The 22,496-nt window shown below is 70.6% G+C and carries 29 protein-coding genes; 13 read left to right on the top strand and 16 right to left on the bottom strand.

Going from position 1 to position 22,496, the window contains the following annotated elements:
- Nucleotides 1-65: 65 nt before the first annotated feature.
- From C3492_RS00315 to C3492_RS00305, 3 genes are all read right to left on the bottom strand, one after another.
- On the bottom strand, nucleotides 66-1,001 hold the full coding sequence (locus C3492_RS00315) for a winged helix-turn-helix domain-containing protein (protein ID WP_103809674.1): 936 nt from the start codon (nucleotides 999-1,001) through the stop codon (nucleotides 66-68).
- A gap of 340 nt (nucleotides 1,002-1,341) precedes the next feature.
- A complete protein-coding gene (locus C3492_RS00310) occupies nucleotides 1,342-2,085 on the bottom strand; it encodes an HAD family hydrolase (protein WP_374938315.1) in 744 nt (247 codons plus the stop codon).
- Nucleotides 2,085-2,963, bottom strand: a complete 879-nt coding sequence (locus C3492_RS00305; protein WP_181140112.1) for a winged helix-turn-helix domain-containing protein — start codon at nucleotides 2,961-2,963, stop codon at nucleotides 2,085-2,087. Before C3492_RS00305 ends, C3492_RS00310 begins: the two co-directional genes overlap by 1 nt.
- 130 nt (nucleotides 2,964-3,093) lie before the next feature.
- On the opposite strand from C3492_RS00305, the gene C3492_RS00300 reads away from it, so the two are divergent.
- Nucleotides 3,094-3,282 (top strand): hypothetical protein, encoded by a 189-nt coding sequence (locus C3492_RS00300; RefSeq protein ID WP_014673494.1) that lies wholly within the window; start codon nucleotides 3,094-3,096, stop codon nucleotides 3,280-3,282.
- 23 nt (nucleotides 3,283-3,305) lie between these two features.
- On the opposite strand, the gene C3492_RS00295 is transcribed toward C3492_RS00300, so the two are convergent.
- Nucleotides 3,306-4,220, bottom strand: coding sequence for a winged helix-turn-helix domain-containing protein (locus tag C3492_RS00295; RefSeq protein WP_103809671.1), 915 nt, complete (start codon nucleotides 4,218-4,220; stop codon nucleotides 3,306-3,308).
- Nucleotides 4,221-4,580: 360 nt separating this feature from the next.
- Nucleotides 4,581-5,183 carry an aerial mycelium formation protein gene (locus C3492_RS00290; RefSeq protein ID WP_103809670.1) on the bottom strand — a complete coding sequence of 201 codons (603 nt, stop codon included), beginning with the start codon at nucleotides 5,181-5,183 and terminating at the stop codon, nucleotides 4,581-4,583.
- A gap of 161 nt (nucleotides 5,184-5,344) precedes the next feature.
- Between C3492_RS00290 and dtd the strand changes: the two genes are divergently transcribed.
- Nucleotides 5,345-5,770 carry a D-aminoacyl-tRNA deacylase gene (gene dtd / locus C3492_RS00285; protein ID WP_103810013.1) on the top strand — a complete coding sequence of 142 codons (426 nt, stop codon included), beginning with the start codon at nucleotides 5,345-5,347 and terminating at the stop codon, nucleotides 5,768-5,770.
- Here dtd and C3492_RS00280 read toward each other — a convergent pair.
- Together C3492_RS00280 and C3492_RS00275 are read right to left on the bottom strand one after the other, a co-directional pair.
- Nucleotides 5,767-5,970, bottom strand: a complete 204-nt coding sequence (locus C3492_RS00280) for a DUF397 domain-containing protein (protein WP_103809669.1) — start codon at nucleotides 5,968-5,970, stop codon at nucleotides 5,767-5,769. The two genes, dtd and C3492_RS00280, sit on opposite strands and share 4 nt — an antisense overlap.
- On the bottom strand, nucleotides 5,952-6,794 hold the full coding sequence (locus C3492_RS00275; RefSeq protein ID WP_103809668.1) for a helix-turn-helix transcriptional regulator: 843 nt from the start codon (nucleotides 6,792-6,794) through the stop codon (nucleotides 5,952-5,954). Before C3492_RS00275 ends, C3492_RS00280 begins: the two co-directional genes overlap by 19 nt.
- 169 nt (nucleotides 6,795-6,963) lie before the next feature.
- Here C3492_RS00275 and C3492_RS00270 point away from each other — a divergent pair, with 169 nt between their 5' ends.
- Both C3492_RS00270 and C3492_RS00265 read left to right on the top strand, forming a co-directional pair.
- Nucleotides 6,964-7,365, top strand: a complete 402-nt coding sequence (locus tag C3492_RS00270; RefSeq protein WP_103809667.1) for a hypothetical protein — start codon at nucleotides 6,964-6,966, stop codon at nucleotides 7,363-7,365.
- Nucleotides 7,362-7,673, top strand: a complete 312-nt coding sequence (locus C3492_RS00265; RefSeq protein ID WP_181140110.1) for a hypothetical protein — start codon at nucleotides 7,362-7,364, stop codon at nucleotides 7,671-7,673. Before C3492_RS00270 ends, C3492_RS00265 begins: the two co-directional genes overlap by 4 nt.
- A gap of 99 nt (nucleotides 7,674-7,772) precedes the next feature.
- On the opposite strand, the gene C3492_RS00260 is transcribed toward C3492_RS00265, so the two are convergent.
- From C3492_RS00260 to C3492_RS00245, 4 genes are all read right to left on the bottom strand, one after another.
- Nucleotides 7,773-8,060 carry a DUF1416 domain-containing protein gene (locus tag C3492_RS00260; RefSeq protein ID WP_043441578.1) on the bottom strand — a complete coding sequence of 96 codons (288 nt, stop codon included), beginning with the start codon at nucleotides 8,058-8,060 and terminating at the stop codon, nucleotides 7,773-7,775.
- 46 nt (nucleotides 8,061-8,106) lie between these two features.
- Nucleotides 8,107-8,952 (bottom strand): sulfurtransferase, encoded by an 846-nt coding sequence (locus C3492_RS00255; RefSeq protein WP_030653589.1) that lies wholly within the window; start codon nucleotides 8,950-8,952, stop codon nucleotides 8,107-8,109.
- A 123-nt stretch (nucleotides 8,953-9,075) separates the two neighbouring features.
- A complete protein-coding gene (locus C3492_RS46765; protein ID WP_350751515.1) occupies nucleotides 9,076-9,156 on the bottom strand; it encodes an Ms5788A family Cys-rich leader peptide in 81 nt (26 codons plus the stop codon).
- A 261-nt stretch (nucleotides 9,157-9,417) separates the two neighbouring features.
- A complete protein-coding gene (locus C3492_RS00245; protein WP_103809666.1) occupies nucleotides 9,418-10,155 on the bottom strand; it encodes a DUF2993 domain-containing protein in 738 nt (245 codons plus the stop codon).
- Nucleotides 10,156-10,300: 145 nt separating this feature from the next.
- On the opposite strand from C3492_RS00245, the gene C3492_RS00240 reads away from it, so the two are divergent.
- Nucleotides 10,301-10,564: a DUF3099 domain-containing protein gene (locus C3492_RS00240; protein WP_103809665.1), complete on the top strand. Its 264-nt coding sequence runs from the start codon at nucleotides 10,301-10,303 to the stop codon at nucleotides 10,562-10,564.
- Between the two features lie 39 nt (nucleotides 10,565-10,603).
- On the opposite strand, the gene C3492_RS00235 is transcribed toward C3492_RS00240, so the two are convergent.
- Complete coding sequence (locus C3492_RS00235; RefSeq protein WP_103809664.1) at nucleotides 10,604-10,966, bottom strand: DsrE family protein; 363 nt, start codon at nucleotides 10,964-10,966, stop codon at nucleotides 10,604-10,606.
- 235 nt (nucleotides 10,967-11,201) lie between these two features.
- On the opposite strand from C3492_RS00235, the gene C3492_RS00225 reads away from it, so the two are divergent.
- The 6 genes from C3492_RS00225 (at nucleotide 11,202) to C3492_RS00200 (ending at nucleotide 16,602) form a co-directional block, all read left to right on the top strand.
- Nucleotides 11,202-11,777 carry an FABP family protein gene (locus C3492_RS00225; RefSeq protein WP_103809662.1) on the top strand — a complete coding sequence of 192 codons (576 nt, stop codon included), beginning with the start codon at nucleotides 11,202-11,204 and terminating at the stop codon, nucleotides 11,775-11,777.
- A 372-nt stretch (nucleotides 11,778-12,149) separates the two neighbouring features.
- Nucleotides 12,150-12,818, top strand: a complete 669-nt coding sequence (locus C3492_RS00220; RefSeq protein ID WP_103809661.1) for a hypothetical protein — start codon at nucleotides 12,150-12,152, stop codon at nucleotides 12,816-12,818.
- 15 nt (nucleotides 12,819-12,833) lie between these two features.
- Nucleotides 12,834-14,522, top strand: coding sequence for an N-6 DNA methylase (locus C3492_RS00215; protein WP_103809660.1), 1,689 nt, complete (start codon nucleotides 12,834-12,836; stop codon nucleotides 14,520-14,522).
- 8 nt (nucleotides 14,523-14,530) lie between these two features.
- Nucleotides 14,531-15,160 (top strand): restriction endonuclease subunit S, encoded by a 630-nt coding sequence (locus C3492_RS00210; protein ID WP_258055442.1) that lies wholly within the window; start codon nucleotides 14,531-14,533, stop codon nucleotides 15,158-15,160.
- Between the two features lie 29 nt (nucleotides 15,161-15,189).
- A complete protein-coding gene (locus C3492_RS00205) occupies nucleotides 15,190-15,627 on the top strand; it encodes a Fur family transcriptional regulator (protein WP_030653614.1) in 438 nt (145 codons plus the stop codon).
- A gap of 9 nt (nucleotides 15,628-15,636) precedes the next feature.
- Nucleotides 15,637-16,602 carry a folate-binding protein YgfZ gene (locus C3492_RS00200; RefSeq protein ID WP_103809658.1) on the top strand — a complete coding sequence of 322 codons (966 nt, stop codon included), beginning with the start codon at nucleotides 15,637-15,639 and terminating at the stop codon, nucleotides 16,600-16,602.
- Nucleotides 16,603-16,614: 12 nt separating this feature from the next.
- On the opposite strand, the gene C3492_RS00195 is transcribed toward C3492_RS00200, so the two are convergent.
- The 4 genes from C3492_RS00195 to C3492_RS00180 all read right to left on the bottom strand — a co-directional run bounded on the left by C3492_RS00195 (nucleotide 16,615) and on the right by C3492_RS00180 (nucleotide 20,391).
- Nucleotides 16,615-17,799 carry a serine hydrolase gene (locus tag C3492_RS00195; protein ID WP_103809657.1) on the bottom strand — a complete coding sequence of 395 codons (1,185 nt, stop codon included), beginning with the start codon at nucleotides 17,797-17,799 and terminating at the stop codon, nucleotides 16,615-16,617.
- Between the two features lie 75 nt (nucleotides 17,800-17,874).
- Nucleotides 17,875-19,227: a hypothetical protein gene (locus C3492_RS00190; protein WP_103809656.1), complete on the bottom strand. Its 1,353-nt coding sequence runs from the start codon at nucleotides 19,225-19,227 to the stop codon at nucleotides 17,875-17,877.
- Between the two features lie 3 nt (nucleotides 19,228-19,230).
- On the bottom strand, nucleotides 19,231-19,485 hold the full coding sequence (locus tag C3492_RS00185) for a MoaD/ThiS family protein (protein WP_030653626.1): 255 nt from the start codon (nucleotides 19,483-19,485) through the stop codon (nucleotides 19,231-19,233).
- 57 nt (nucleotides 19,486-19,542) lie between these two features.
- Nucleotides 19,543-20,391, bottom strand: a complete 849-nt coding sequence (locus tag C3492_RS00180) for an alpha/beta hydrolase (protein WP_181140109.1) — start codon at nucleotides 20,389-20,391, stop codon at nucleotides 19,543-19,545.
- A 180-nt stretch (nucleotides 20,392-20,571) separates the two neighbouring features.
- Here C3492_RS00180 and C3492_RS00175 point away from each other — a divergent pair, with 180 nt between their 5' ends.
- Nucleotides 20,572-21,351, top strand: coding sequence for a response regulator transcription factor (locus tag C3492_RS00175; RefSeq protein WP_103809654.1), 780 nt, complete (start codon nucleotides 20,572-20,574; stop codon nucleotides 21,349-21,351).
- Nucleotides 21,352-21,459: 108 nt separating this feature from the next.
- Nucleotides 21,460-22,482 carry a LacI family DNA-binding transcriptional regulator gene (locus C3492_RS00170; RefSeq protein WP_103809653.1) on the top strand — a complete coding sequence of 341 codons (1,023 nt, stop codon included), beginning with the start codon at nucleotides 21,460-21,462 and terminating at the stop codon, nucleotides 22,480-22,482.
- Nucleotides 22,483-22,496: the final 14 nt, after the last annotated feature.

The raw sequence follows: 22,496 nt of genomic DNA, 5'->3' as shown, positions 1-22,496 counted from the left end.
TCACCTGTGCGGGGTCGTCCGAGGCCGGCTCGTTCGCCATCCCTCGCGCAGGGACGAGCGGTCGCTCAGTCTGCGTGCGCGGATGCTATCGCATGGGCACGGGCCTCGTCGGTGAGCAACGTCCAGACTCCCTCGAACCAGCCCGTCATCTTGTCCACGAAGGTGGAGCCGGGGGAGTCGGGACGGCCGTCACGGACGTGGTGGGTGAGCGTGGCACCGAGGCCCAGGACGTCGACGGCCTCGATCTCCTCACCCGTCTCCAGCATCACCGGGCGTTCCACCGGCGTGTAGGTGCCGTGCAGCACCTCCTCGCCGTTGATGACGTACAGCTTGAACGACGGGGCCAGGGAGACGTGCCGGAACTCGTACTCCACCGACCTCACCAGCTTCTCGGTGCGCAGTTCGCCGAGGACCTTGCGCAGCGAGGCGGTGTGCCGTTCGGTGATGCCGCGCAGCCGGTCCAGCAGCCGGGCGTCGTCCCCGGGGTCCTTGCCCCGCGGGTAGGGCAGCAGCTCGATGACGGACGGGGACGGGAGCACCATGCGCAGGGCGATGCGCTCGGGCGCGATGATGCGGGCCCGGATGCGCTCGGCCTGCGCGTGGATGTGGGTGTCCAGGCTCTCGGAGGTCAGGGTGTAGATGTCCAGCGTCACCTCGTTGCGCTCGAACGCCTCGGCGATCAGCGGGCCCAGGGTCATCGGGTGCCGGGAGCGGCTGGCGCGGGGCGCGGCCGAGTGGATGCGCTGGTTCCTGACGACCCGTGAGCGCTTGCCCTGCTGCGACTCGATCCAGCCCTCGTTGCCCAGCTCGGTCAGCACCCGCTGCACGGTGAACCGCGAGACCCCGAACTCCTGCGCGAGCGCGTTCTGCGAGGGCAGCTCGGTGCCCAGCGGATAGCCGCCGTCGGCGATCCGCACCCGCAGCTCGTCGGAGACCCGGCGGAACGCCTTGCCGCCGGCCTCGTCGTCCTTCCTGCCCGTCCTGCCCGCGCTGCCCGTCACAGCCGGTACGTACCTCTGGCGGCCCTGCGGCAAACACCGGCGAGCAGTCAACCAGTCAAGTCAACATGCCGGTTACTGGATCTAGTTGACAGGGAATGCAGCAACAAGCAGTCAACTTCACCAGTCAACAGGCAGGACCTGAGCGGTTGACTGATCAGCGGCGGCGCACGGGGGGTGGAAGCCTTGACGGTCCATGTGCTCGGGGTGGACGTGCGGACAGAGGACCTGGTGCAACTGGCCTTCTGGGGCATCGGCCTGCTGACGTCCCTCACCGCGTGGGCCCGCAGGTGGGCACGGCGACGGCGGGCGGCCGGGCTCCCGGACCCGGCACGGACCGCGGTCACCGGCGGCGCAGCGCCAGCAGCAGGGGCTCCAGCGACCCGACGACGCACTCGGCTCCGGCCTCCCGCAAAAGCTTCCCCTTCTGTTCGTTACGCGCGTAGCCGAGGAACGGCACGCCGGCGTCGCGCGCGGCGGTCAGGTCGGAGGGAGAGTCACCGATCATCAGGGCGGCCGAGGGGGCGGCGCCCATCGCGCTCAGGGCCCGGTTGAGACAGTGCGGGTCGGGCTTGAGCAGGTGCAGGTCGGTGGTGCGGCCGTAGATGTGGGGGGCGAAGCAGGCGGTGAGGCCGCGGGTGTCGAGGTAGGCGCGGACCACCCGTGGGGAGTTGTTCGTGGTGATGGCCAGGCGGGAGCCGACCGCGGTCCAGGTGCGGATCAGCGGGTCGGCGTAGGCGGTGGGCAGCGCGGAGGCGGCGGCCCGCAGTTCCTCCTTGGTGAGACGTTCCTCCAGTTCGGCGACGAGATCGCTGCCGGGGTGCCGGCGGTCCACGGCGCGCAGCACCCCGTGCGGGTCCATCGCCTCGCGCTCGGTGTCGTCGAGGAGGCCGTGCAGCCCCCGCCCGGCCAGCCACTCCACCAGTCCGGCCGCTACCCGTTCCGCCTTGTGCCCGGCGAACAGGCGGCAGATGGGCCCGTCGAAGTCCCAGAGAACCACCCGGCCGCGGCGCAGCAGTTCTCGTAGCTGCGTGGCCGTACCGGCCGCTGTACCGGTCGTCGTGTCAGTCGTTGTCTCTGTGGTCACTAGGAGAGTGTCAGGTCCGTGGTGATGGTTTCCCAGAGGGCGTCGAACCACTTCTGGGACTGTTCCACGAACGCGGCGTCCCGGCGCCCGGTCCGCTTCTCGAAGGAGAACAGCAGCGATTCGGAGCCGAGCGTGTCGTACATCTCCAGCGTCCCGCTCTCGGTGGGCTCCGCACGGCGCGTGACCATGTAGTACGCGTACAGCGCCTCCGCGCCGTTGAGCAGGTACAACTTCGCCGGTGGGGTGAACGGCAGCGCCCGGAAGGCGACGTGGACGTCGATGTCGTGGGTGCCGCGCAGGGCCTGGAGGTTGTACTGGAGCACCTGCCCCTGGGCGTTGCGCATCGCCAGCCACCGCTGGTGGACGGCGTCGTCGTCGCTGCCGGCGTCGACCGAGACCGGGAAGGCGAGGTTGATGTCCCGGGACGGCAGCAGGATGCGGACGTCGATCCGCTCCGGCCGCAGCCGGCCGTCGTGGATCAGGCGCAGGGGCTCGCCGAGGGCGGGGATCAGGCTCTGCGCGGTCAGGCAGACGGCGTCGATGCGCACGTGGGGCGCGGCGAAGGCATCGGTCAGCCGGGGGGCGAGGGCCACCATGGTCGGCTGCGGCTCCTCGCGCGCGGGGCCCGGTTCGGCGACCCGGGGCGGGCTGCCCTTGCTGACGTTGCTGAGCAGGCCGTCCTCCTGGAGCACGCGCAGGGCCTGGCGTACGGCGCCCCGCTCCACACCGAACTCCTCGGCCAGCTCGGCCTGGGTGGGCAGCCGCTCGCCGACGCGGAGGACGCCGGTCCGGATGCGTTCGCGCAGGGTGTCGGCGATCTGCTGGGGCGTGAGCCGCCCGCTGCCATTCACTGCCACGTTCTCCTGAGTCACGACCAAACGCTACAACCCTGAACCGTCTACGGGGAGTTGTTGGAAAGTTGTTTGCGGATGGGTGCCAAGTGGGGACAACCTAATCAGAGTTGGCTGCCAACTTGGTCAAGTTGGCAGACCGAAAGGGGGAACGTCCATGCCTGTCCTCGCGCTCCTCTCCGCCCTCTTCGTGGTCGGCTTCGAGCAGCTCGTCCAGTGGCGGTTCGGGGCCGCCGGCCTCGTCGGCCTGCTCCTGCTCACCGTCGGCGTCAAGGCCAAGAGCCCGGCCGTCAGCTCGGCCGGCGCGGTCCTGCTGGCGGTCCTGCTGGCCGGTCCCGCGCTGTAGCGCCGGCCGGCCCCGGCCCGCTTCTAGGGCGTCAGCACCAGATCCGAACTGATCGTCTCCCACAGCGCCTCGAACCACAGGCGCGACTGCTCCACGAACGCCGCGTCCCGCTGCCCGGCCCGCCGCTCGAAGGCGAACAGCATGGACCGGGTGCCGTCGGCGTCGTACAGCTCCACGTGCTCGTGCTCGATCTCCCGCTCCCGGCGCCCCAGCGTGTAGTACGCGAACAGCGCCTCGGAGTCGCCCAGCAGGTAGAGCTTCACCGGCGGGGTGAACGGCAGCGCCCGGAAGGAGACCTGGACGTCGACCCCGTGCGTGGTGCACAGCGCCAGCAGGTTCTGCCGCAGGACCAGGCCCTGGGCGTTGCGCTGGGCCAGCCACCGCCGGTGCAGCAGACCGCCGTCGTCGGCGTCCACCGGCGTCGGGAAGGCCAGGTCGATGTCACGGCTGGGCAGCAGCAGCCGCACGTCGATCTTGGCCGGTTTCAGCCGTCCCGCGTGGATCTGTCGCAGCGGCTCGCCGATCGCCAGGGTGAGCGAGACCGAGGTCAGGCAGAGGGCGTCGATCCGCACGTGGGGGGCGGCGAAGGCGGCGGCGACGCGTGGCGCGAGGCCGACCATGGTGGGCTGTGGCGGCGCGGCGGGGCCCGCCGGGGGGCGCGCCGGCCCCGGGACCGCCGCCACGGTGGCCGGGCTGCCCTTGGAAACGCCGGTGAGCAGATGCTCCGACTGAAGGATGCGCAGGGCCTGCCGCACCGCGCCGCGTTCGACCCCGAACTCGTCGGCCAGCTTGGCCTGCGTGGGCATGCGCTCGCCCGGCCGCAGCACACCGGACCTGATCCGGCTGCGGAGTTCGTCGGCGATCTCGCGGTGGGACGAGCGGTGCCGCTGGGGCCTCGTCCGCCCACTGGAGGAGGCGTGCTCCGGGTCCACGAACAAACACTACAACTTCCCGCCAACTTACGGCAGTTCCCCGACAGCTGGTTATAAGCCGCATTGCAGCGGACATAAGTACAGTGAAGTTGGCAACCAACTTGTAGTACATGGTCGAACTTCCCAGTGGTTGGCCGCTCGGGTTCCCTTCCGGAGGGGAGCCGGGAGCCCGGACAGGGGACGGCCACCGGAGCGCACAGTCACAACTGAACAGCGACATCTGAATACCGACATCGCACAGCCACAACTGAACAGCTCGCTACGGATGACCAGCATGTGAAGGGAACCACAGCAGACAGGGCGCCGACCTCGAACGAGGCGGCGCCCTTTCGTCCACGGCCCACGGCCTGCCGGTCGGCCTGCCGGTCACATCAACAGGTCGTCCACCTGGGCCTCACCCACGCGGTACCGGCGGGCGATCTCCCCGCTGCAGTCGTCGGCCGTACGCTGCAACCGCTGGCGGCGCCGCGAGACCTCCTGCTCGTAGCGGACCAACCGCCCCATGGCGGCGCTCAGTTCCAGGTCCGTACGTGCCGTCAGATCCGACAGCTCCACCTCGGCGAGCATCTCGGCGGCCAGCTGCCCGTACTCCTCGTTGTGCGGGGTGCCGAGCGTGACATGACGGGCGGAGGAGCGCTGCCGGGCCGGGGCGTCCTTCAGGATCTCCGGGAGCCGGTCGACCACGGAGCCGTCCGCCGGCGCCGGCACGGACGCTCGGCCGCGCCGGCCCAGCTCCGCGCGCAGGATGTCGATCCGCCCCTGGAGCAGCCGCCGCACATAGCTGAGGTCGGCCTCGTCGCGCTGGGCGTCGCGGCGCAGGGTGCGCAGCTCGGGCAGGCTCAGTCGCGCCAGGTCGTGCTCGGGAGGCTCGGCGGGCAGCGCCGGCCCGGTGGTGCCGTCGGCGCGCTGCGCGGGCGGCCGGTACGTCCCCTGCGTCCCCAGCCGCCCGCTGGTACTCGGTGTGCTCATCTTGCGTGTGACCGTCCCCTCGACCGGCGTGTGGGAAGCATCGTGCCACCCCAACCAGCCGCAATGTGACCGAGAGCCCCCGAACATCCCCAGATGGGCGGTAAGAGATCCATAGTGGACCCCGTGCGGGCTAGTGCGGGACACCGGGCATGATGGTCCGCATGCGTGCGGTGGTGCAGAGGGTGGACGGCGCGAGCGTCGTCGTGGACGGCGAGACGGTCGGCGCGATCGAGGGCGAGGGGCTGTGCGTCCTCGTCGGGGTGACCCATGAGGACACCAAGGAGAAGGCGGCGCAGCTTGCCCGCAAGCTGTGGACGATCCGGATGCTGCACGACGAGAAGTCGTGCAGCGACATCGCCGCCCCGCTCCTGGTGATCAGCCAGTTCACCCTCTACGGCGACGCCCGCAAGGGCCGCCGTCCCACCTGGAACGCGGCGGCCCCGGGCGACGTCGCCGAGCCCCTGGTCGACGAGGTGGTGGCCCAGCTGCGCGCCCTGGGCGCGACGGTGGCGACGGGCCGCTTCGGGGCTCAGATGAGGGTGTCACTGACGAACGACGGACCCTTCACGGTGCTGCTGGAGATCTAGCGGGCGGCCCCCTTGACCCCGCCCACGAACGCCGCCCAGGCCTCCGGCCCGAAGACGAGGGTTCCGCGGGCGGGGGCCTTGCTGTCGCGGACAGGGATGGCGGAGGGGACGTTGTCGGCGACCTCCACGCACTGGCCGCCGTCCGAGTTGCTGTAGCTGCTCTTGCGCCACGTCAGCGTGTTCAGGTCGATGGCTCGCACGTCACTTCCTCCAACATCCGTAGGATGAACTTCCGCGACTCGACCGGGGTGAGAGCCTTGTCGCGCACCGCATCATAAGTGCGCTGGTAACGCTCAACCCTGCTCGGTTCTGAGATCAGTTCACCGTGTACGTCGTTCTCGGCGTAAGCCACGCTACGGGTGTCCAGCAGCCGCAGGAACATCAAGTCGGTGCTCGCCAGACCGTGGAAGCTCGTGCTGAACGGCAGCACTTGGAGCGTGACGTTCGGGCGCTCCGACATCTCCACCAGGTGCTCCAGTTGCTCCCGCCACTCGCCCCGGTTGGGCAACGGAGTCCGCAGCACGGCCTCGGAGAGGATGCTGCGGAACGTCGGCGCTTCGCCTCCTCCCAGCAGCTCCCGCCGACCGAGGCGCGCTTCTACCTGCTGCTCCAGCTCCTCTCCCTTGAGTCCGCCAGCCATGAGCGCTTCACGGGCGTACGCCTCCGTCTGGAGAAGCCCCGGCGGTCTGCTCACGCCGTAGTGCCACAGGCTCACCGCCTCGGCCTCCAGCACCATGTACCGCCGGTACTGCTCCTTGAACTGCGTCGGGTCGGCGACCGCCAGCTCCCACAGCGTGACCAGCAACCCCGGCGTTCCGTAGAACTGGTCCAGCGCCTGGACGATCTCCGGCCCGCCCAGCGTCTGCCCGCTCTCCATCTTGCTGAACTGGGACGCGTCCCAGCCGACCTCCTTCGCCAACTCCCGCAGGCTCAGACCCCGTTCCACCCTCAGGCGCCGTAACTCCTCCGTGAACCGCGCCCTCGGCTCCTGGCTCCGCCCCGTGATCACCAACCGCTGCGGCATCGCGCTCCCGCTCCTGTTGAATTTGTTGAATTTGACGGGCCCGGCGTTGAATTTGGCCCGCTCAGCAGCCCGGACGCCGTTTCCGTGCGCCATGCTCTTGGACACCGCCCGAACACGCAGCGTAGCTGCCACTTCGCGCTGCGCACACGTTTCTTGGAAAGGAGCAGCCGTGATGACGACGTCGGAGTCCCACGAGCCGGGACGTCTTCTCTACGACCCCGCCACCGACAGGGTCGGCGAGTACCGGGACCGGGCCGGCCCCTACGTGATGCTGCGCCCCGTCGGCGGCGGGGTGGAGTGGCAGGCGGATCCGGAGAGGGTGCGTCCGGCCACGGACCGGGAGCGGATCGGGGCGGGGGTGCGGGCCGTCAACCAGCGCGCCAGGGGCGTTCCGTCGCTGCCGCCGCCCCTGGACGAGGCGAGCCGGCCACCGCGTCCCGTGCCGGGCTGTGCCGCCTGCCTGGAGCTGGCGGAGCGGCGGGAGGCGGCACGGGTGGCGTACGACCGCAGCGCCGAGACCGACGCGAACGTGCTGCTGCGCCAGCACCAGCGGACGGAGCACCGCGCATGACGGACGGGCGGGGCGGTCTGCCGTACGAGGAGTGCAAGCGGCGGCAGCGGGAGGACCCGGCGCCGCGGGACCGGACCACGACCCCGCCGGCCTACGCGCTCCCGCCGTTCCATCCCGCGTTCCATCCCGGCGTGCGTGCTGTGCCCGGCCCCACCGGCCCTGCTCCCGCCCCGGGTTCCCCGCCCCGCCCCCGGCGCCGTCCCCGGCGTCGCGTGCCCGACGGCGCGGCCGTCAGCGGCTTCCTCGCCGCACTCTGCGTCGGCGCGCTGCTCGCGGCGATCGGGCTCGCGGCCGTCCGGCGCTGCTGACGGAACCGGGAACAGCCCAAGGGCCGCACCCCCCACTGGCGTCCAACCCAGGGGATGCGGCCCTCAGCCGTCACTGAGCCCGCGCACGGGCGAGGTCGCTCAGACCGCGATGGCGACCTCGGCCAGTCCGCCCTTCTGGGCGACGACCGTGCGGTCGGCGGTCGCACCCGGCACCAGCGCCCGCAGCGTCCACGTGCCCTCGGCCGCGTAGAAGCGGAACTGGCCGGTCGCGGAGGTGGGCACCTCCGCGGTGAACTCACCGGTCGAGTCGAGCAGTCGGACGTATCCGACCACCGGCTCGCCGTCGCGGGTCACCTGGCCCTGGATCGTGGTCTCACCGGGCTTGATCGTCGAGGCGTCCGGGCCGCCGGCCTTCGCTCCACACATGCATTTCTCCAGAGGGGTCTCGGTCTGACCAGAAGGTCGGTCGGGGTTACTTGGCGGCGCCGAGCTCGATCGGCACGCCGACGAGGGAGCCGTACTCGGTCCAGGAGCCGTCGTAGTTCTTGACGTTCTCCACGCCGAGCAGCTCGTGCAGCACGAACCAGGTCAGGGCCGAGCGCTCACCGATGCGGCAGTAGGCGATCGTGTCCTTGGCGAGGTCCACGTTCTCCTCGGTGTAGAGCTCCTTGAGCTCCTCGTCCGACTTGAAGGTGCCGTCGTCGTTGGCGTTCTTCGACCACGGGATGTTCTTCGCGGTCGGCACGTGGCCCGGGCGCTGCGACTGCTCCTGCGGCAGGTGCGCCGGGGCGAGCAGCTTGCCGGAGAACTCGTCGGGCGAGCGGACGTCGACGAGGTTCTGCGAGCCGATGGCCGCCACGACGTCGTCGCGGAAGGCGCGGATCGAGGTGTCCTGCGCCTTGGCCTTGTAGTCGGTCTTCGGGCGCTCGGGGACCTCGTCGCCGGCGACCAGCTCGCGGGCGTCCAGCTCCCACTTCTTCCGGCCGCCGTCGAGGAGCTTGACGTTCTCGTGGCCGTACAGCTTGAAGTACCAGTAGGCGTACGACGCGAACCAGTTGTTGTTGCCGCCGTAGAGGATCACCGTGTGGTCGTTGGCGATGCCCTTCTCCGACAGGAGCTTCTCGAAGCCCTCCTGGTCGATGAAGTCACGGCGGACCGGATCCTGGAGGTCCTTGGTCCAGTCGATGCGGATCGCGTTCTTGATGTGGTTCTTGTCGTAGGCGGACGTGTCCTCGTCCACCTCGACGATCGCGATGGTCGGGTCGTCCAGGTGCTCCTGGAGCCAGTCGGCGTCGACCAGGACGTCGCTGCGGCTCATGCTCTTTCTCCTCCGGGGCAGTCGCGGCGGGGCGTGCGAGTAGAGAGGGGCGCGCTCGGTGCCGAGCGGCGCACGGATGCCCTGGCAGCAGGGCGGGTGAGACGCGGGAGCCGGGGCTTCCGCTCAGAAGGGGCGACAGAGCATGGCGGCAACGCGGCACAGGTCCACTGCCCGCCGCTTCGTGAGATCCGCCTGTCGCTTCATGGGATCGATCGTAGGGACGTCCGGGCGGGCGTGTCACCGGTGTGTCACATGGCGAGATGGGATCGTCCGAATGGCGGAATACGCACGGCGCCCGGAGAACCGTCCGACGGCTCCCGGGCGCTCGCTCCGGTCATCGCATCTGCGCTACGGACTTGATCGTCTCGCCAGTCGGACAGGTCCGGTCCCGTCCCCGGTCCACCGGCGCCCGTTTCCGTCGGCGCCCGTTCCCGTCCGCGTCCGTTCCCGGCGGTGTCCGACCCCCTACCCCGCCAGCTTGACGTCCGAACCCTTCACGCTGATCTGCACGCCCTTCGGCGCGGCCTCCACCTTGTCCAGCTTGATGCCGCCGGGAAGCTGGTCGATGACCTGCTGGAAGTCGGTGATCTCGCGGATGCGGTCCTCGGCGATCGCGGCGGCGCCCAGCTGCGGCAGCGAGTCCGCGTGCACCTCGACCTTGTTGTTGACCACGGCCACCGTGCTGAGCACGGACACCGTCTGCTTGATCCCGAGGGACGAGACGGTCCCCTCCACCGCGACCTTGATCTTCCCGTTGCCGCCGTCGGAGAGGCCGACGACCCGGGCCGTCACGCCGGGGGCCACCTCGGTCGGCTCGGACTTGGCCGTCTTCAGCAGCTCGGCGTAGGAGATCGACGCCGTGCCGGTCGCGGTGGACGCGGTGGCCGAGCTGTAGTCGCCGGAGAACTCGACGCCCTTCATGTCGGCCTTCAGGTCGTCGATCCGGATGGTCTGGCCGGGCTTGCCGGTGGCCGCCTCGTAGTCCTCGATGCCGACCTCGACGTCGTCGAGCGAACCGCCCGCGACCTGCGTGAGGAACGGGAAGCCCTTGATGTCCACGCTCGGGGTCGAGGACAGGTTCTCGGTCGCCTTCAGCTTGTCCGCGGCCTCGCCCTCGGCGAAGTGCACGGCGACCCGGTCCACGACCACGAAGAGTCCGCCCAGGATCACGACGATGATCAGGAGTATTCGCAGGGCGCGCATGTGGTGGTTCCCCCGGGTCGGCGGCGGTGTTCGTGGATCCGGTACGGAAATCCGGTACGGATACGCCACGGTAACCCCGCCGGGCCCGGTCGCAGGGATTTTGTGGATCAGTTGTGACAGGCCCCGCCGGACCTACAGTGGACGTATGTACGCCCGGCGTCGGCACGTCTACTTCGCCATGATGGGGACCTGCATCGGCCTCTTCGTCCTGGCCTGGGGGGTCATCCGCATCTGGTCGGTGCCGGCTGCCGTCGGCATGTGCGTGGTGGCCATGGTCATCCCGCCGGTCGCCGCGATGATCGCCAACCGCCGTGGCCCGGAGGACCGCTGGTGGGACGACCCCTCCGGCGACCCGCAGTCCGACGAGTGGTGGGACGAGCTGGACGGCAAGAAGCGCCCGCGCCCCTAGAGACGTCGGCGAGGTCGCGGCCGGCCGCCGGTGGAGGGCTCAGTAGACGAGCGCCTGCGTCTCGTCCCCCAGCGCCTCCTGCACGAAGACCTGCGCGCCGGCGATCCGTACGCCCTCGATGACGTCCTTCTCCGTGATCTCCCGGCGGGCGGCGCACTGCGTGCACAGCGTGACGCTTCCCGCGGCGAGGACCGACTCCAGCAGATCGGGCAGCGGCGCGGCGTGCGGCAGCTCGAACTCGGCGGCCCGGCCCGGCAGCGCGAACCAGGAGGACTCCCCGGTGAGCCACAGCGAGACCTCGACCCCGCTGGCCACGGCCACCGCGGCCACCGTGAACGCCTGCGAGCACCGCTCGGGGGCGTCCGCCCCGGCCGTCACCTTGATCACGAGCTTCTTCGCCATGCCGGAAGCGTAGCCCTCGGGGGGGCCGCCCCTCATAAGGAGCGCCCCGGCCAGGCCGCGTAAGCTGGGCTGCGGCTCTGTCGTCCGCTCACCCTCGCTCAAGGAGCACCCGTGGAAGCATTCTTCGAAGTCCTGTTGGTCCTGGTCTGCGTCGGCGTGCTCGCCTTCGCCGGTCTGACCGTGAAGAAGCTGTTCCAGGGCCAGCGCTGATCCACACCCACGAAAGCCTCCGCTCATGATCGAGATCCCGTCCGACCTGCACAAGGACCTCGTCCCGCTCGCCTTCCTGCTCGGCAACTGGGCCGGCGCGGGCGTGCATGACTTCCCCGGCTCTGAGAAGTGCAACTTCGGGCAGGAGGTCAGCTTCACCCACGACGGCCGGGACTTCCTGGAGTACCGCTCCCGCACCTGGGTGCTCGACCAGGACGGCAACAAGGTCCGCCCCCTGGAGTCCGAGTCCGGCTTCTGGCGGATCCGCCCCGACCGCAAGGTCGAGGTCACGATGACCCGCGACGACGGCGTGATCGAGATCTGGTACGGCGAGATGGCCGACAAGAAGCCGCAGATCGACCTGGTGACGGACGCCGTCGCCCGCACCGCGGACTCGCGGCCGTACAGCGGCGGCAAGCGGCTCTACGGCTACGTCAAGAGCGACCTGATGTGGGTCGGCGAGAAGCAGACCCCCGAGGTCCCGCTGCGCCCCTACATGTCCGCCCAGCTCAAGAAGGTCGTCACCCCGGAGGACGTCGAACGCTGGGCGAAGGCCCTCCCCGACGACCTCCCGGACGACGGCATCGCCTTCTTCAAGTAGGCCGTCGCCTGTTTCTGATCTTCCACAGGGCCCCGCGCGCTGCGCCGGGGCCCTGTGCTGTTTCCGTCCCCTCGGGCACATGCCGACCGAGGGGTTAACACTTTGGATGCGCAGTGCACTGCGCTTGCGCACTAGATGCCGACGAGGCTACCGTGGGCACAACGGCGGGGCGGCTCAACCGAGTTGGGATGCGTCTCGAAGCAGAAACCCCCGGCTGCCTGAAAGGCAGCCGGGGGCCTGAATGCCGTGCCCTGGGTGGCGTGCTGAGCAGAGGCGGGCCCAGGGCGTTCATCACCCAACGTATCACGGCGGGTCCGTTCCTGTATCGAAACGTGTTCCGGGCCGCGGTGTGCCCGGAAAAAGGGGGGTTCGATGACCAACCATCTGCCGGAGTGGATGCTGCGTGCCTTCTCCCGGCTTCGACTGGGACGTTACGTCAGTGCGGCGCGCGGCAATGCCCTCGTGGCGCGGCGGCTGTACTGGTGGAACGTCGAGGCCTCGGCCGCGCTGTACGGCTCTCTGCACTGCCTGGAACTGGCCCTGCGTAACGCGTTGCACCAGCAGCTCGCCCTCAGCTACCGGAGGGACGACTGGTGGACGACAGCACCCCTCAATCCGAACGGACAGCGGCTCGTGGCCAAGGCTCGGAGCAAGTGTGAACGCCGCGGTCTGGTGCCGGCCCCACCCGACAGCATGGTCGCCGAGCTGTCGTTCGGCTTCTGGGCGTCTCTCGTGAGCGGGGGGTCCGGCTATGACCGACTGTTCTGGGTGCCCACCGTGCACAAGGCGTTCCCGCACTACTCCGGTCGCCGTGGCGCCCTGTACGACGGCCTGTGGTCGTTGGTGCTGTTGCGCAACCGGATCATGCACCATGAGCCGATCCATCACCGCGACCTCGCCGCCGACCATGCCAAGATCTACCGCATGCTCGGGTACCTCGACCCCGAGCTGGCCAAAGAAGCCCAGGCCATGGACCGGTTCCCGGCCGTGCTCGCAGGCAAGGCGGACACGCTGCGCGGAGCCAGGCCTTCCCGGTTCTGAGTGGTGGGAGGAACGGTGAGCGACTTCGAAGGGGTCCTCGTGACGCGGGCCGACATCGCCCGGTTCGCCGGCGTGAAGCGGCCCGCCGTCACGAACTGGGAGCGGCGGCACGCGGACTTTCCCCGACCGCTTGAGAAGCCCGTCGATGCTCCTTCGGGCGTCGAGGTCTTCTCCGCCGCTGAGGTGCTGGCCTGGCTGGCGCAGCGCACCATTCCCGCGAATGCCCGGCAGCCCGGTGAGCCCGAGGGGACCACGTACGGCGACCGGTTCCGGATCTCGCTCGGCGGAACGCGGTCCGGAGCGCTGTTCAAGGCTGTGGACCTGTTGAGCGTTCAGCAGGCGGAACGATTCCGTGGCGAGCTGTCCCACGCCGACTACCTCACCGTGCTGCTGACCCTCGTATACCTCCGGGGGTGCCGCCCCGAGGAGTGGCGGCGGATCGTGGCCGAGGCGAGCCGGTACCAGTTCCCGCACTCCGGCGGGCTTCTGGTGCACTTCCTCGCGAGCGCGGTCCGTGAAGACCTGGGAGCCGCGCATGAGCAGCTTCTTCTCGCTCTGTCGCAGAACCTCGGAGGCGCCCGCGTGGCCGACGTGGTCCGTCTGCTCGACGACACCGGTCCAGTGGACAAGGCGGAACACGCCGAAGGCTTCGAAAGGGTGCTGGCGCGCTACAGCGATCTGCTGGGAAAGAGAGCGGGAGACTTCTTCACACCACGAGCCGCCGTCCATGTGATCGCTGGGCTCATCGCCGAGGGCGCCCAAGACGTGCACAGCGTGCATGACCCCTTCGTCCGTGCCGGTGAGCTGGTGTCGGCGGCATGGGAGGCCGTGGCTTCGGCGCAGCAGACACCCGGACGAGTCGAAGTCAGCGGCGCGGGTGTGGGCGAGCACCCGCTGGCGCTGGCGGGCATGAACCTCGCCCTGCACGGCATCCCGGACGCCGGGCTGTGGACAGGAGACGTCGCTCCCTCGGCCGGGGGCGGTCCCTGGCACCTCGATGCCCGGACGTTCGACCGGGTCGTCACGAACCCCCCGTTCAACGCGAAGTTCGATCGTCCCGTCGACGAAAGGTACTGGCGCTACGGCCCGCCGCCCCGGCACAACGCCAATTTCGCCTGGCTCCAGCACGTCGTCGCCAGTCTGAGGCCGGATGGCCGGGCGGCCATCATCATGCCTGACATCGCGGCCTTCTCGGCCAACCCGTCGGAACGCAGGATCAGAGCTGGGATGGTGGAGGACGGAGCGGTGGAGGCGTTGATCGCCCTCCCTGCGCAACTCTTCGCGAGCACCGGCATCTCGGTCACTGTGTGGCTGCTACGGCATCCGACTGGCTCGTGCGACGAGATTCTGTTTGTGGACGCGAGCCACTTCGGCTCTCTGACGACACGGGTTCGGCGTGAACTGTCCCCGGACGAGGTTCGACGCATTCACGAGGAACACCGGTCCTGGGCCGGGGCCAGGGCCGACAGGCGCGGGTTCACGGGAACCGACGGACTGAGCAGAGCCGTTTCCATCGAGAAGCTCAGGCAGATGGATTACACGCTCAGCCCTGCCTTCCATGTGCCGAGCGGCAAACGGTCTGACACCAGGCCTGCCGACCGGGCAGACCTGGCGACTCTGGCCCGGCACCTGGCCGAAGTGCACGCGCGGACGCGGGAAGCGGACGCCGCGGTAGAGGAGCTGCTGGGGAGGTACGGCCTGTGAGTGAGGAAATGATCGACGCTCTCCCACACGGCTGGCGGCGGGTGTCCCTCGGCGACATCTGCGAGATTCAGGGGGGCGGTCCAGCCGTGCGCAGGACCGAGCAGGTCGAGGCAGGAGTGCCGCTGATCCGTCCGGCCGACCTGCGCGATCGAAGGATCGCGGACCGGTCCGACAAAGTGTGCGTCGACTCCCGGACGGCACGTGACCTGTCCAAGTACCGGGTGCTCACCGACGACATCCTGGTGACGCGCACCGGGGCGGTGGGCCGAGTTGCGCTCGTAACCGCTGAGGAAAGCGGTTGGCTGTACAACACCCATCTGTTCCGGGTGCGCGCACACGAACCCACGCAGGCCGCGTACCTGCTCGCTCACCTCTCGCGTCGGGGAGTCGGAGAGTGGCTGGAGCGGCGAGCGGCCGGCACCACCGGCATGCGGTCCATCACCACGCGTTCGCTCCATGACCTGCCGGTGCCGCTGCCCCCCCTCGACCAGCAGAGGGAGATCGGAGCTGCCCTCCACGCGATCGACGAGAAGATCAGAGCACACCAGGAGATCATCCGAGCGACCGCGGATCTGCGTGAGGCCCTGTCCGACCTTTTGATGTCGGGCGACCTGCCCACAGGCTCTCCGGCTCCTTGATGGGCGTCGGCCCTCCTACACTGGACGCCGTGGTGAGCACCGACTGGAAGAGCGACCTCAGGCAGCGCGGCTACCGGCTGACGCCGCAGCGGCAGCTTGTCCTGGAAGCCGTGGACACCCTTGAGCACGCGACCCCCGACGACATCCTCGTGGAAGTGAGGAAGACGGCGTCGGGGGTCAACATTTCCACCGTCTACCGCACGCTGGAGCTGCTGGAGGAACTGGGGCTGGTCAGCCACGCCCACCTCGGGCACGGTGCACCGACCTACCACCTCGCCGACCGCCACCACCATCTGCACCTGGTGTGCCGGGACTGCGACAACGTCATCGAGGCCGACGTGGACGTGGCCGCGGAGTTCACGGACAAGCTGCGCCGGCAGTTCGGTTTCGACACCGACATGAAGCACTTCGCGATCTTCGGCCGGTGCCAGGACTGTTCCCTGAAGGGTTCAAGTACCACGTCGTAGGCTTGCGGTATGAAGAGCCCCCTGCTGTCCCTGCCCGGCGCCGTCCCCGCCGAGGGTGTGGACGAAGGTGTCGCCGCCCACTACGGCGACCTGTTCCGCGAACAGCGCGCCCTCGCCGACGGCACCGGTTTCGTCGATCTCTCGCACCGCGGTGTCGTCACCGTCAGCGGCGAGGACCGGCTGAGCTGGTTGCACCTTCTGCTCACCCAGCACGTCAGCGAACTGCCCGTGGGAGAGGCCACCGAGGCCCTGATCCTCTCCGCGCACGGGCACATCGAGCACGCGCTGTACCTGGTGGACGACGGCACGACCGTCTGGGCCCATGTGGAGCCCGGCACCCAGGACGCACTGATCGCGTACCTGGAGTCGATGAAGTTCTTCTACCGGGTGGAGGTCGCCGACCGCACCGCCGACATCGCCGTGGTGCACCTGCCCGCCGGTTCGATCGCCGACGTCCCGGACGGGGCCGTCGTACGCGAGACGCCGTACGGCCGTGACGTCTTCCTGCCCCGGGCCGGCCTGGAGGAGTTCGCCGCCTCCCACGGCCCCGCCGCCGGGCTCCTCGCCTACGAGGCGCTGCGCGTCGAGCAGCACCGGCCCCGGCTCGGCTTCGAGACCGACCACCGCACCATCCCGCACGAGCTGGGCTGGATCGGCTCGGCCGTGCACCTCCAGAAGGGCTGCTACCGGGGTCAGGAGACCGTCGCCCGGGTGCAGAACCTGGGCAAGCCGCCGCGCCGGCTGGTCTTCCTGCACCTGGACGGCAGCGACGTCCACCTCCCGGTCCCCGGCACGGAGATCCGCGTCGCCGACGAGGGCCCGGAGGGCCGCAAGATCGGTTTCGTGACGACGTCGGCACGGCACCACGAGCTGGGACCGGTCGCGCTGGCACTGGTGAAGCGGAACGTCCCGGTCGACGCGCGCCTGCTGGCCGGGGAGACGGCGGCGGCCCAGGAGGTCGTGGTCGAGCCGTAGCCCCGCGCGGGCTCAGGTGGTGAGCACGGCGACCACCGGGTTGATCATGTCCTCCTCCGCGTTCAGCGCGGTCGGCGTGTAGGACAGCACGAAGCGGGTCGACAGGTCGCGCGTGGCGAACACACGGGTGCGGTAGCCGTAGGTCTCGCCGGTCTTCCCCCAGAAGGTCGTGCCGTTCACCGTGGCCGCCTGCAGGCCCATGCCGTAGCGGGCCGGGGCGCCGTTCAGCATGGGCACGGCGGGCAGGGTGACCATCTTCCGCAGGGCCCGCCCCGGCAGGAGCACCCCGCTGAACAGGGCCTCCTGGAACCGGAAGAGGTCGTCCGCGGTGGAGACCAGTTCGCCTTCGCCCCAGGCGGCGGACTGGTCGTAGACCGTGACGTCGCGCAGGCCGCCGTCCGTCATGCGCAGGAAGCCGTGGACGTGCGGGCCGTGCAGGCGGGGATCGTCGCCCGGTATCCGTGTGCCGGTCAGTCCCAGGGGCCGCAGGATCCGGGAGGCGATCACCTCGCCGTAGGGGCGCCCTGCCAGTTCCTCGATCAGGAGGGCGAGGAACACGTAGTTGATCCCCCGGTACTCCTGCGCGCGGCCGGGACGGAACTTGAGGCGGTCCTGCGTCACCGTGGCGACCAGGGCCGGCGCTGTCCAGTGGTCGGAGCGGTGCCGCAGGACCGCCTCCGGTGTGCCGAGGTCCGGCAGGCCCCGGTGGTCGGGCAGCCCGCTGGTGTGCTGGAGCAGGTGCGCCACCTTGACGCGGTCGAAGCGGGAGGGCAGGGCGAGGCCGGGAAGGCAGTGCGTGATCGGGGCGTCGAGGTCCACCCGGCCCTCCGCCCAGAGTTGCAGTACGACCGTGGCCACGAAGGCCTTCGTCACGCTGCCCGCGCGGAAGCGGTCGTCCGCCCGGACGGGCCGGCCGCTCGCCGGGTCGGCCGTGCCCGCGGTGCCGTACCAACGGGTGCCCCGCCGCTCCACCAGAAGCTGGGAGGCGGTCGCCTCCGGGTGCGAGAGATCGCTGATCGCGGCGCGTAAGGCGGCGGGGTCGTCCGAAGCGGTGGGGTCCGGGGCGGCGGGGTCCGGGGCGGTGGGGTCGCCCGCGAACGGCCCGGCCGCCGCCGGGGCCGCGAGGCCCGCGGTGGCCAGCGTCAGTGCGGCGGCCGCGCCCATGCCGGTGAGGGTGCGCCGGGAGAGAGAAGTCATGTGAACGATCTTTCTCCCGCCCGCGCGCCGGGACATCGGGGATGCCCCCGAAACAACCCTGGCCCGCCCCCGGCCTCAGCCCAGGGCACGCCCCAGGACCCACACCACCGGTGCCGCCGCCGACAGGGGCAGGGCCACGCCGGCCGTGAAGTGGACGAAGCGGGACGGGTAGTCGTAGCTGGCCACCCGGTGCCCGATCAGGGCGCACACCCCGGCGGCGGCGCCCAGCAGCGCCCCCTTCGTACCGAAGCCGGTCATGCCGCCCACGGCGATCCCCGCGCCTGCCGCCGCCAGCAGCGCGACCACGACCGACGCCGGGGTCGGCAGGGGCAGCGCGCGGGCCAGCACGGCCACCGCGACCGCCGCGGCGCCGACCGAGACCGCGTGCGGGTCGACGGCCAGGTAGCCGGTGGCCAGGACCGCGAGCGCCGCCGAGGCGACCGTCGCCATCAGGCCGTACATCCGCTCGTCCGGCGAGGCGTGCGAGCGGAGCTGGAGGACGAGGGAGAGCAGCACCCAGAGGCCGAGCGGGCCGAGGATGGCCACCAGGGCGTCGTCGCGGCCGGCCGCGAGGACCGCCACGTCGGAGGTCAGCGCGCCCGCGAAGGCCAGCGCGATGCCCTGCCGGGCGGGCCACATGCCGTTCAGCCGGAACCAGCCCGCGGCCGTCACCGCCTGGAGCACCACCAGCGGCACGGCCAGGGCGTACGAGGCGACGGGGGCCGCCGCGGCGAGGAGCAGGCCCAGTACGGCGGTGAGCAGCGCCGGCTGCATGCCGGGCTCGATGATCGGGGAACGGCCCTCCAGGCGGGCCCGCTGGGCGTCGGTGATCCGGGCGTTGCCGGCGAGGGTGGCGGGGCCGTAGGCGGGCCCGGACCCCGGGTCGGCCGGGGACGTGGGCGCGGCCGCCGCGGGTGCGGGTGCGGGTGCGGGTGCCGGTTCGGGATCAGGTGCGGGCGCGTACGTTCCCGCCCCCGCGTGCGCCCCGCCGTACGAACCCCCGTGCGCCCCGCCATACGGACCCGCGGGCGTCCCGCCGTACGAACCCGCGTGCGCCCCGCCGTAGGTACCCGGGGGCGTCCCGCAGTGCGTCCCCGCGTACGGCTCGGCGTACGGCTCGGCGTACGGCTGCTGGGGCTGCTGGGGCTGCTGGTACTGCGGTTCCTGGTAAGAGGGCTGCTGGTATCCAGGCTGCGAATACCCCGCCTGCTGGTACCCGCCCTGCTGCTGCTCCTGCCGCGGCAGGTACGCCGTCTCCGCCGCCTGCACCGGCGCGTGCGTCTGCGTCTCCCAGGTCTGGCCCTGCCACTGCTGGGTGAGTTCCGGGTCGTGGCCGGCCTGCCCGTGCTGCGGCTCCTGCGCGGGCCACTGCTGCTGGTAGGGGTCGTAGCCCTCGTAGGGGCCGCCCTGATACGGCTGGTTGGTCATCGCTCACCCTCCTGCGAACGGCGGGAGCACCTCGACCGTGCCGCCCTCGGCCAGCCGTACCGTCTCATGCGCGCGGGTCCCGACAGGGTCGCCGTCGACGAGGAAGGAGCATCGCTGCAGCACGCGGGTGAGTTCGCCGGGGTGTCGCGTACGCACGGCGGCCAGCGCGTCGGCCAGCGTGTCCGCCTCGTACGGCTCCTCGGCGACCTGGGCCGCGGCCTTGGCGGCGGCCCAGTAGCGCACCGTGACCTTGGGCATCTGAATCCTCAATCGACGGCAGGGACAAGAAGAAGACTAAAGACAGTGTGGGTCAGGCTAGCCCGCCGCCGTCACCGACCAGTCCCCGATCCGGGCCATCAGGGCGTCGTCCGCCGCGTTCTCCGCGTGGCCCATGCCCGGTTCGACCCAGAGGTCGCCGTGCTCGCCGGCCGCCTCGGCGAGCATCCGGGGGTGGTCGAGCGGGAAGTAGCCGTCACGGTCGCCGTGGACGATGAGGAGCGGCGTCGGGGCGATCTTCGGCACCGCCTGCACCGGGGAGAGCGGGACCGGGTCCCAGTCCCGGTGGTGGATGCGCGTGCGCAGGCCGTAGCGGCCGACCAGGCGGCCCTCGGGGCGGGTGACCAGCCAGTGCAGGCGGCGCATGGGGGCCGTGCCCCGGTAATACCAGCGGGCCGGTGCGCTGACGGAGACGACGGCGTCGGTGCCGCCTTGCAGCGCCGCGTGCCGCAGGACCACCGAGCCGCCCATGGAGAAGCCGACGGTCACCACGCGCGCGTGCCCGAGACCGCGGGCCCACTCCACGGCGGCGGCGAGGTCCAGCACCTCCTTGTCGCCGACCGTGGACCGTCCGCCGGAGCGGCCGTGGCCGCGGAAGGAGAAGGTGACGACGGCGCCGTAGCCGCGCAGGACGCCCGCCACCCGGCGCACGTGCGGGCGGTCCACGTCCCCGGTGAAGCCGTGCGCGATCACGAACACCAGGTCACGGGAGGCCGGCCGGGAGGCGTCCGGAAGGGTTTCGTATACGGCCGGGGGCGGATCGTATACGGAATCGATCGGAATTCCGTCGGCCGTGCGCAGAAACGTCCGGATAGGGCCCTGTCTGCCTGTCTCGCAATTCGGACGAACGGTGGAACGTGGCCCATGACCTGCCGGACGGTTGCTCATGTGGGCTATTCTGCTGGGCAGAGGACTCGGGCAGCGTAGCCCCCGGGTCCTTTTGTGCTTTCGGAAGCGTTGTATACGAAGCGGCGAACCTCAGGTGACCGCCGGTGTACGGGGCCTTCGGGATCGCAGAGCAGTACCCGTCCGCACTGTCCTCGCAGGGACCGAGGAGGAACCAGACGTATGAGTTCTCTGCTGCTCCTGACCAACGCCCTCCAGCCGTCGACCGAGGTGCTTCCGGCCCTCGGCCTGCTCCTGCACAACGTGCGGGTCGCCCCGGCGGAGGGACCCGCCCTGGTCGACACCCCGGGCGCCGACGTCATCCTCGTCGACGGCCGGCGCGATCTGCCCCAGGTGCGCAGCCTCTGCCAGCTCCTGCGGTCGACCGGCCCCGGCTGTCCGCTGCTCCTCGTCGTCACCGAGGGCGGCCTGGCCGCCGTCACCGCCGACTGGGGCATCGACGACGTGCTCCTGGACACCGCCGGTCCGGCGGAGGTCGAGGCGCGGCTGCGGCTCGCCATGGGGCGCCAGCAGATCGTCAACGACGACTCGCCGATGGAGATCCGCAACGGCGATCTCTCGGTGGACGAGGCGACCTACAGCGCCAAGCTCAAGGGGCGGGTCCTGGACCTGACCTTCAAGGAGTTCGAGCTGCTCAAATACCTCGCCCAGCACCCGGGCCGCGTCTTCACCCGCGCCCAGCTCCTCCAGGAGGTGTGGGGCTACGACTACTTCGGCGGCACGCGCACGGTCGACGTGCACGTACGGCGGCTGCGCGCCAAGCTCGGCCCGGAGCACGAGTCGCTGATCGGCACCGTCCGGAACGTCGGTTATCGATTCGTTACGCCGGAGAAGAGCGACCGGGCCGCCGAGGAGGCCAAGGCCAAGGCGGGCCAGGCAAAGCCGGATGATGCGGACACGACCGCCGCCCTGGACAGCGCCGAGGTCCACGCCGAGGCGTAAGCGGCCCCCGACGGACGCATGAGCGGCGCCCGTGCGGGGCATCGTCCTCGCACAGCCGCCATGTGATACGCCCTGCCCACGGCGGGTCAATCCGCGTAGACTCCGCCCGTGGCGAAGGTGACTCGGGATGACGTGGCACGGCTGGCTGGAACCTCCACGGCCGTCGTCAGTTATGTCATCAACAACGGACCCCGGCCGGTCGCCCCGGCAACGCGCGAGCGTGTCCTCGCCGCGATCAAGGAACTGGGGTACCGGCCCGACCGGGTCGCCCAGGCGATGGCCTCACGGCGCACCGACCTCATAGGCCTCATCATCCCCGACGCCCGCCAGCCCTTCTTCGGCGAGATGGCGCATGCGGTCGAGCAGGCCGCCTCGGAGCGCGGGAAGATGGTCCTGGTCGGCAACACCGACTACATCGGCGAGCGCGAGGTCCACTATCTGCGCGCCTTCCTGGGCATGCGCGTCTCGGGCCTGATCCTCGTCTCGCACGCCCTGAACGACCTGGCCGCAGCCGAGATCGACGCCTGGGACGCCCGGGTGGTGCTGCTGCACGAACGCCCGGAGGCCATCGACGACGTGGCCGTGGTGACGGACGACCTGGGCGGCGCCCAGCTCGCCGTGCGCCACCTGCTGGAGCACGGCTACGACTACGTCGCCTGTATGGGCGGCACGGCGCAGACGCCGGCCGTCGGCGACCCGGTCTCCGACCACGTCGAGGGCTGGAAGCGGGCCATGGCCGAGGCGGGCCTCAGCACCGAGGGCCGGCTGTTCGAGGCGCCGTACAACCGCTACGACGCCTACCGGGTGGCCCTGGACGTCCTGTCCGGCCCCCACCGGCCGCCCGCGATCTTCTGCTCCACCGACGACCAGGCCATCGGCCTGCTGCGGGCCGCGCGCGAGCTGCGCATCGACGTGCCCGGGCAGCTCGGGGTGGCCGGCTTCGACGACATCAAGGAGGCCGCGCTCGCCGACCCGCCGCTGACCACGGTCGCCTCCGACCGCTCGGCGATGGCGCGGGCGGCGGTCGACCTGGTGCTGGACGACGGGCTGCGGATCGCCGGGTCCCGGCGCGAGCGGCTGAAGACGTTCCCGTCGCGCCTGGTGGTGCGCACGAGCTGCGGCTGCGTGTAGCCGCGCCGGCCCGG

The organism is Streptomyces sp. Ru62, assembly GCF_002920615.1.
GTDB lineage: Bacteria > Actinomycetota > Actinomycetes > Streptomycetales > Streptomycetaceae > Streptomyces.
Note: the sequence above shows the minus strand (reverse complement) of the source record. Positions and strands in the feature narration are given on the sequence as shown.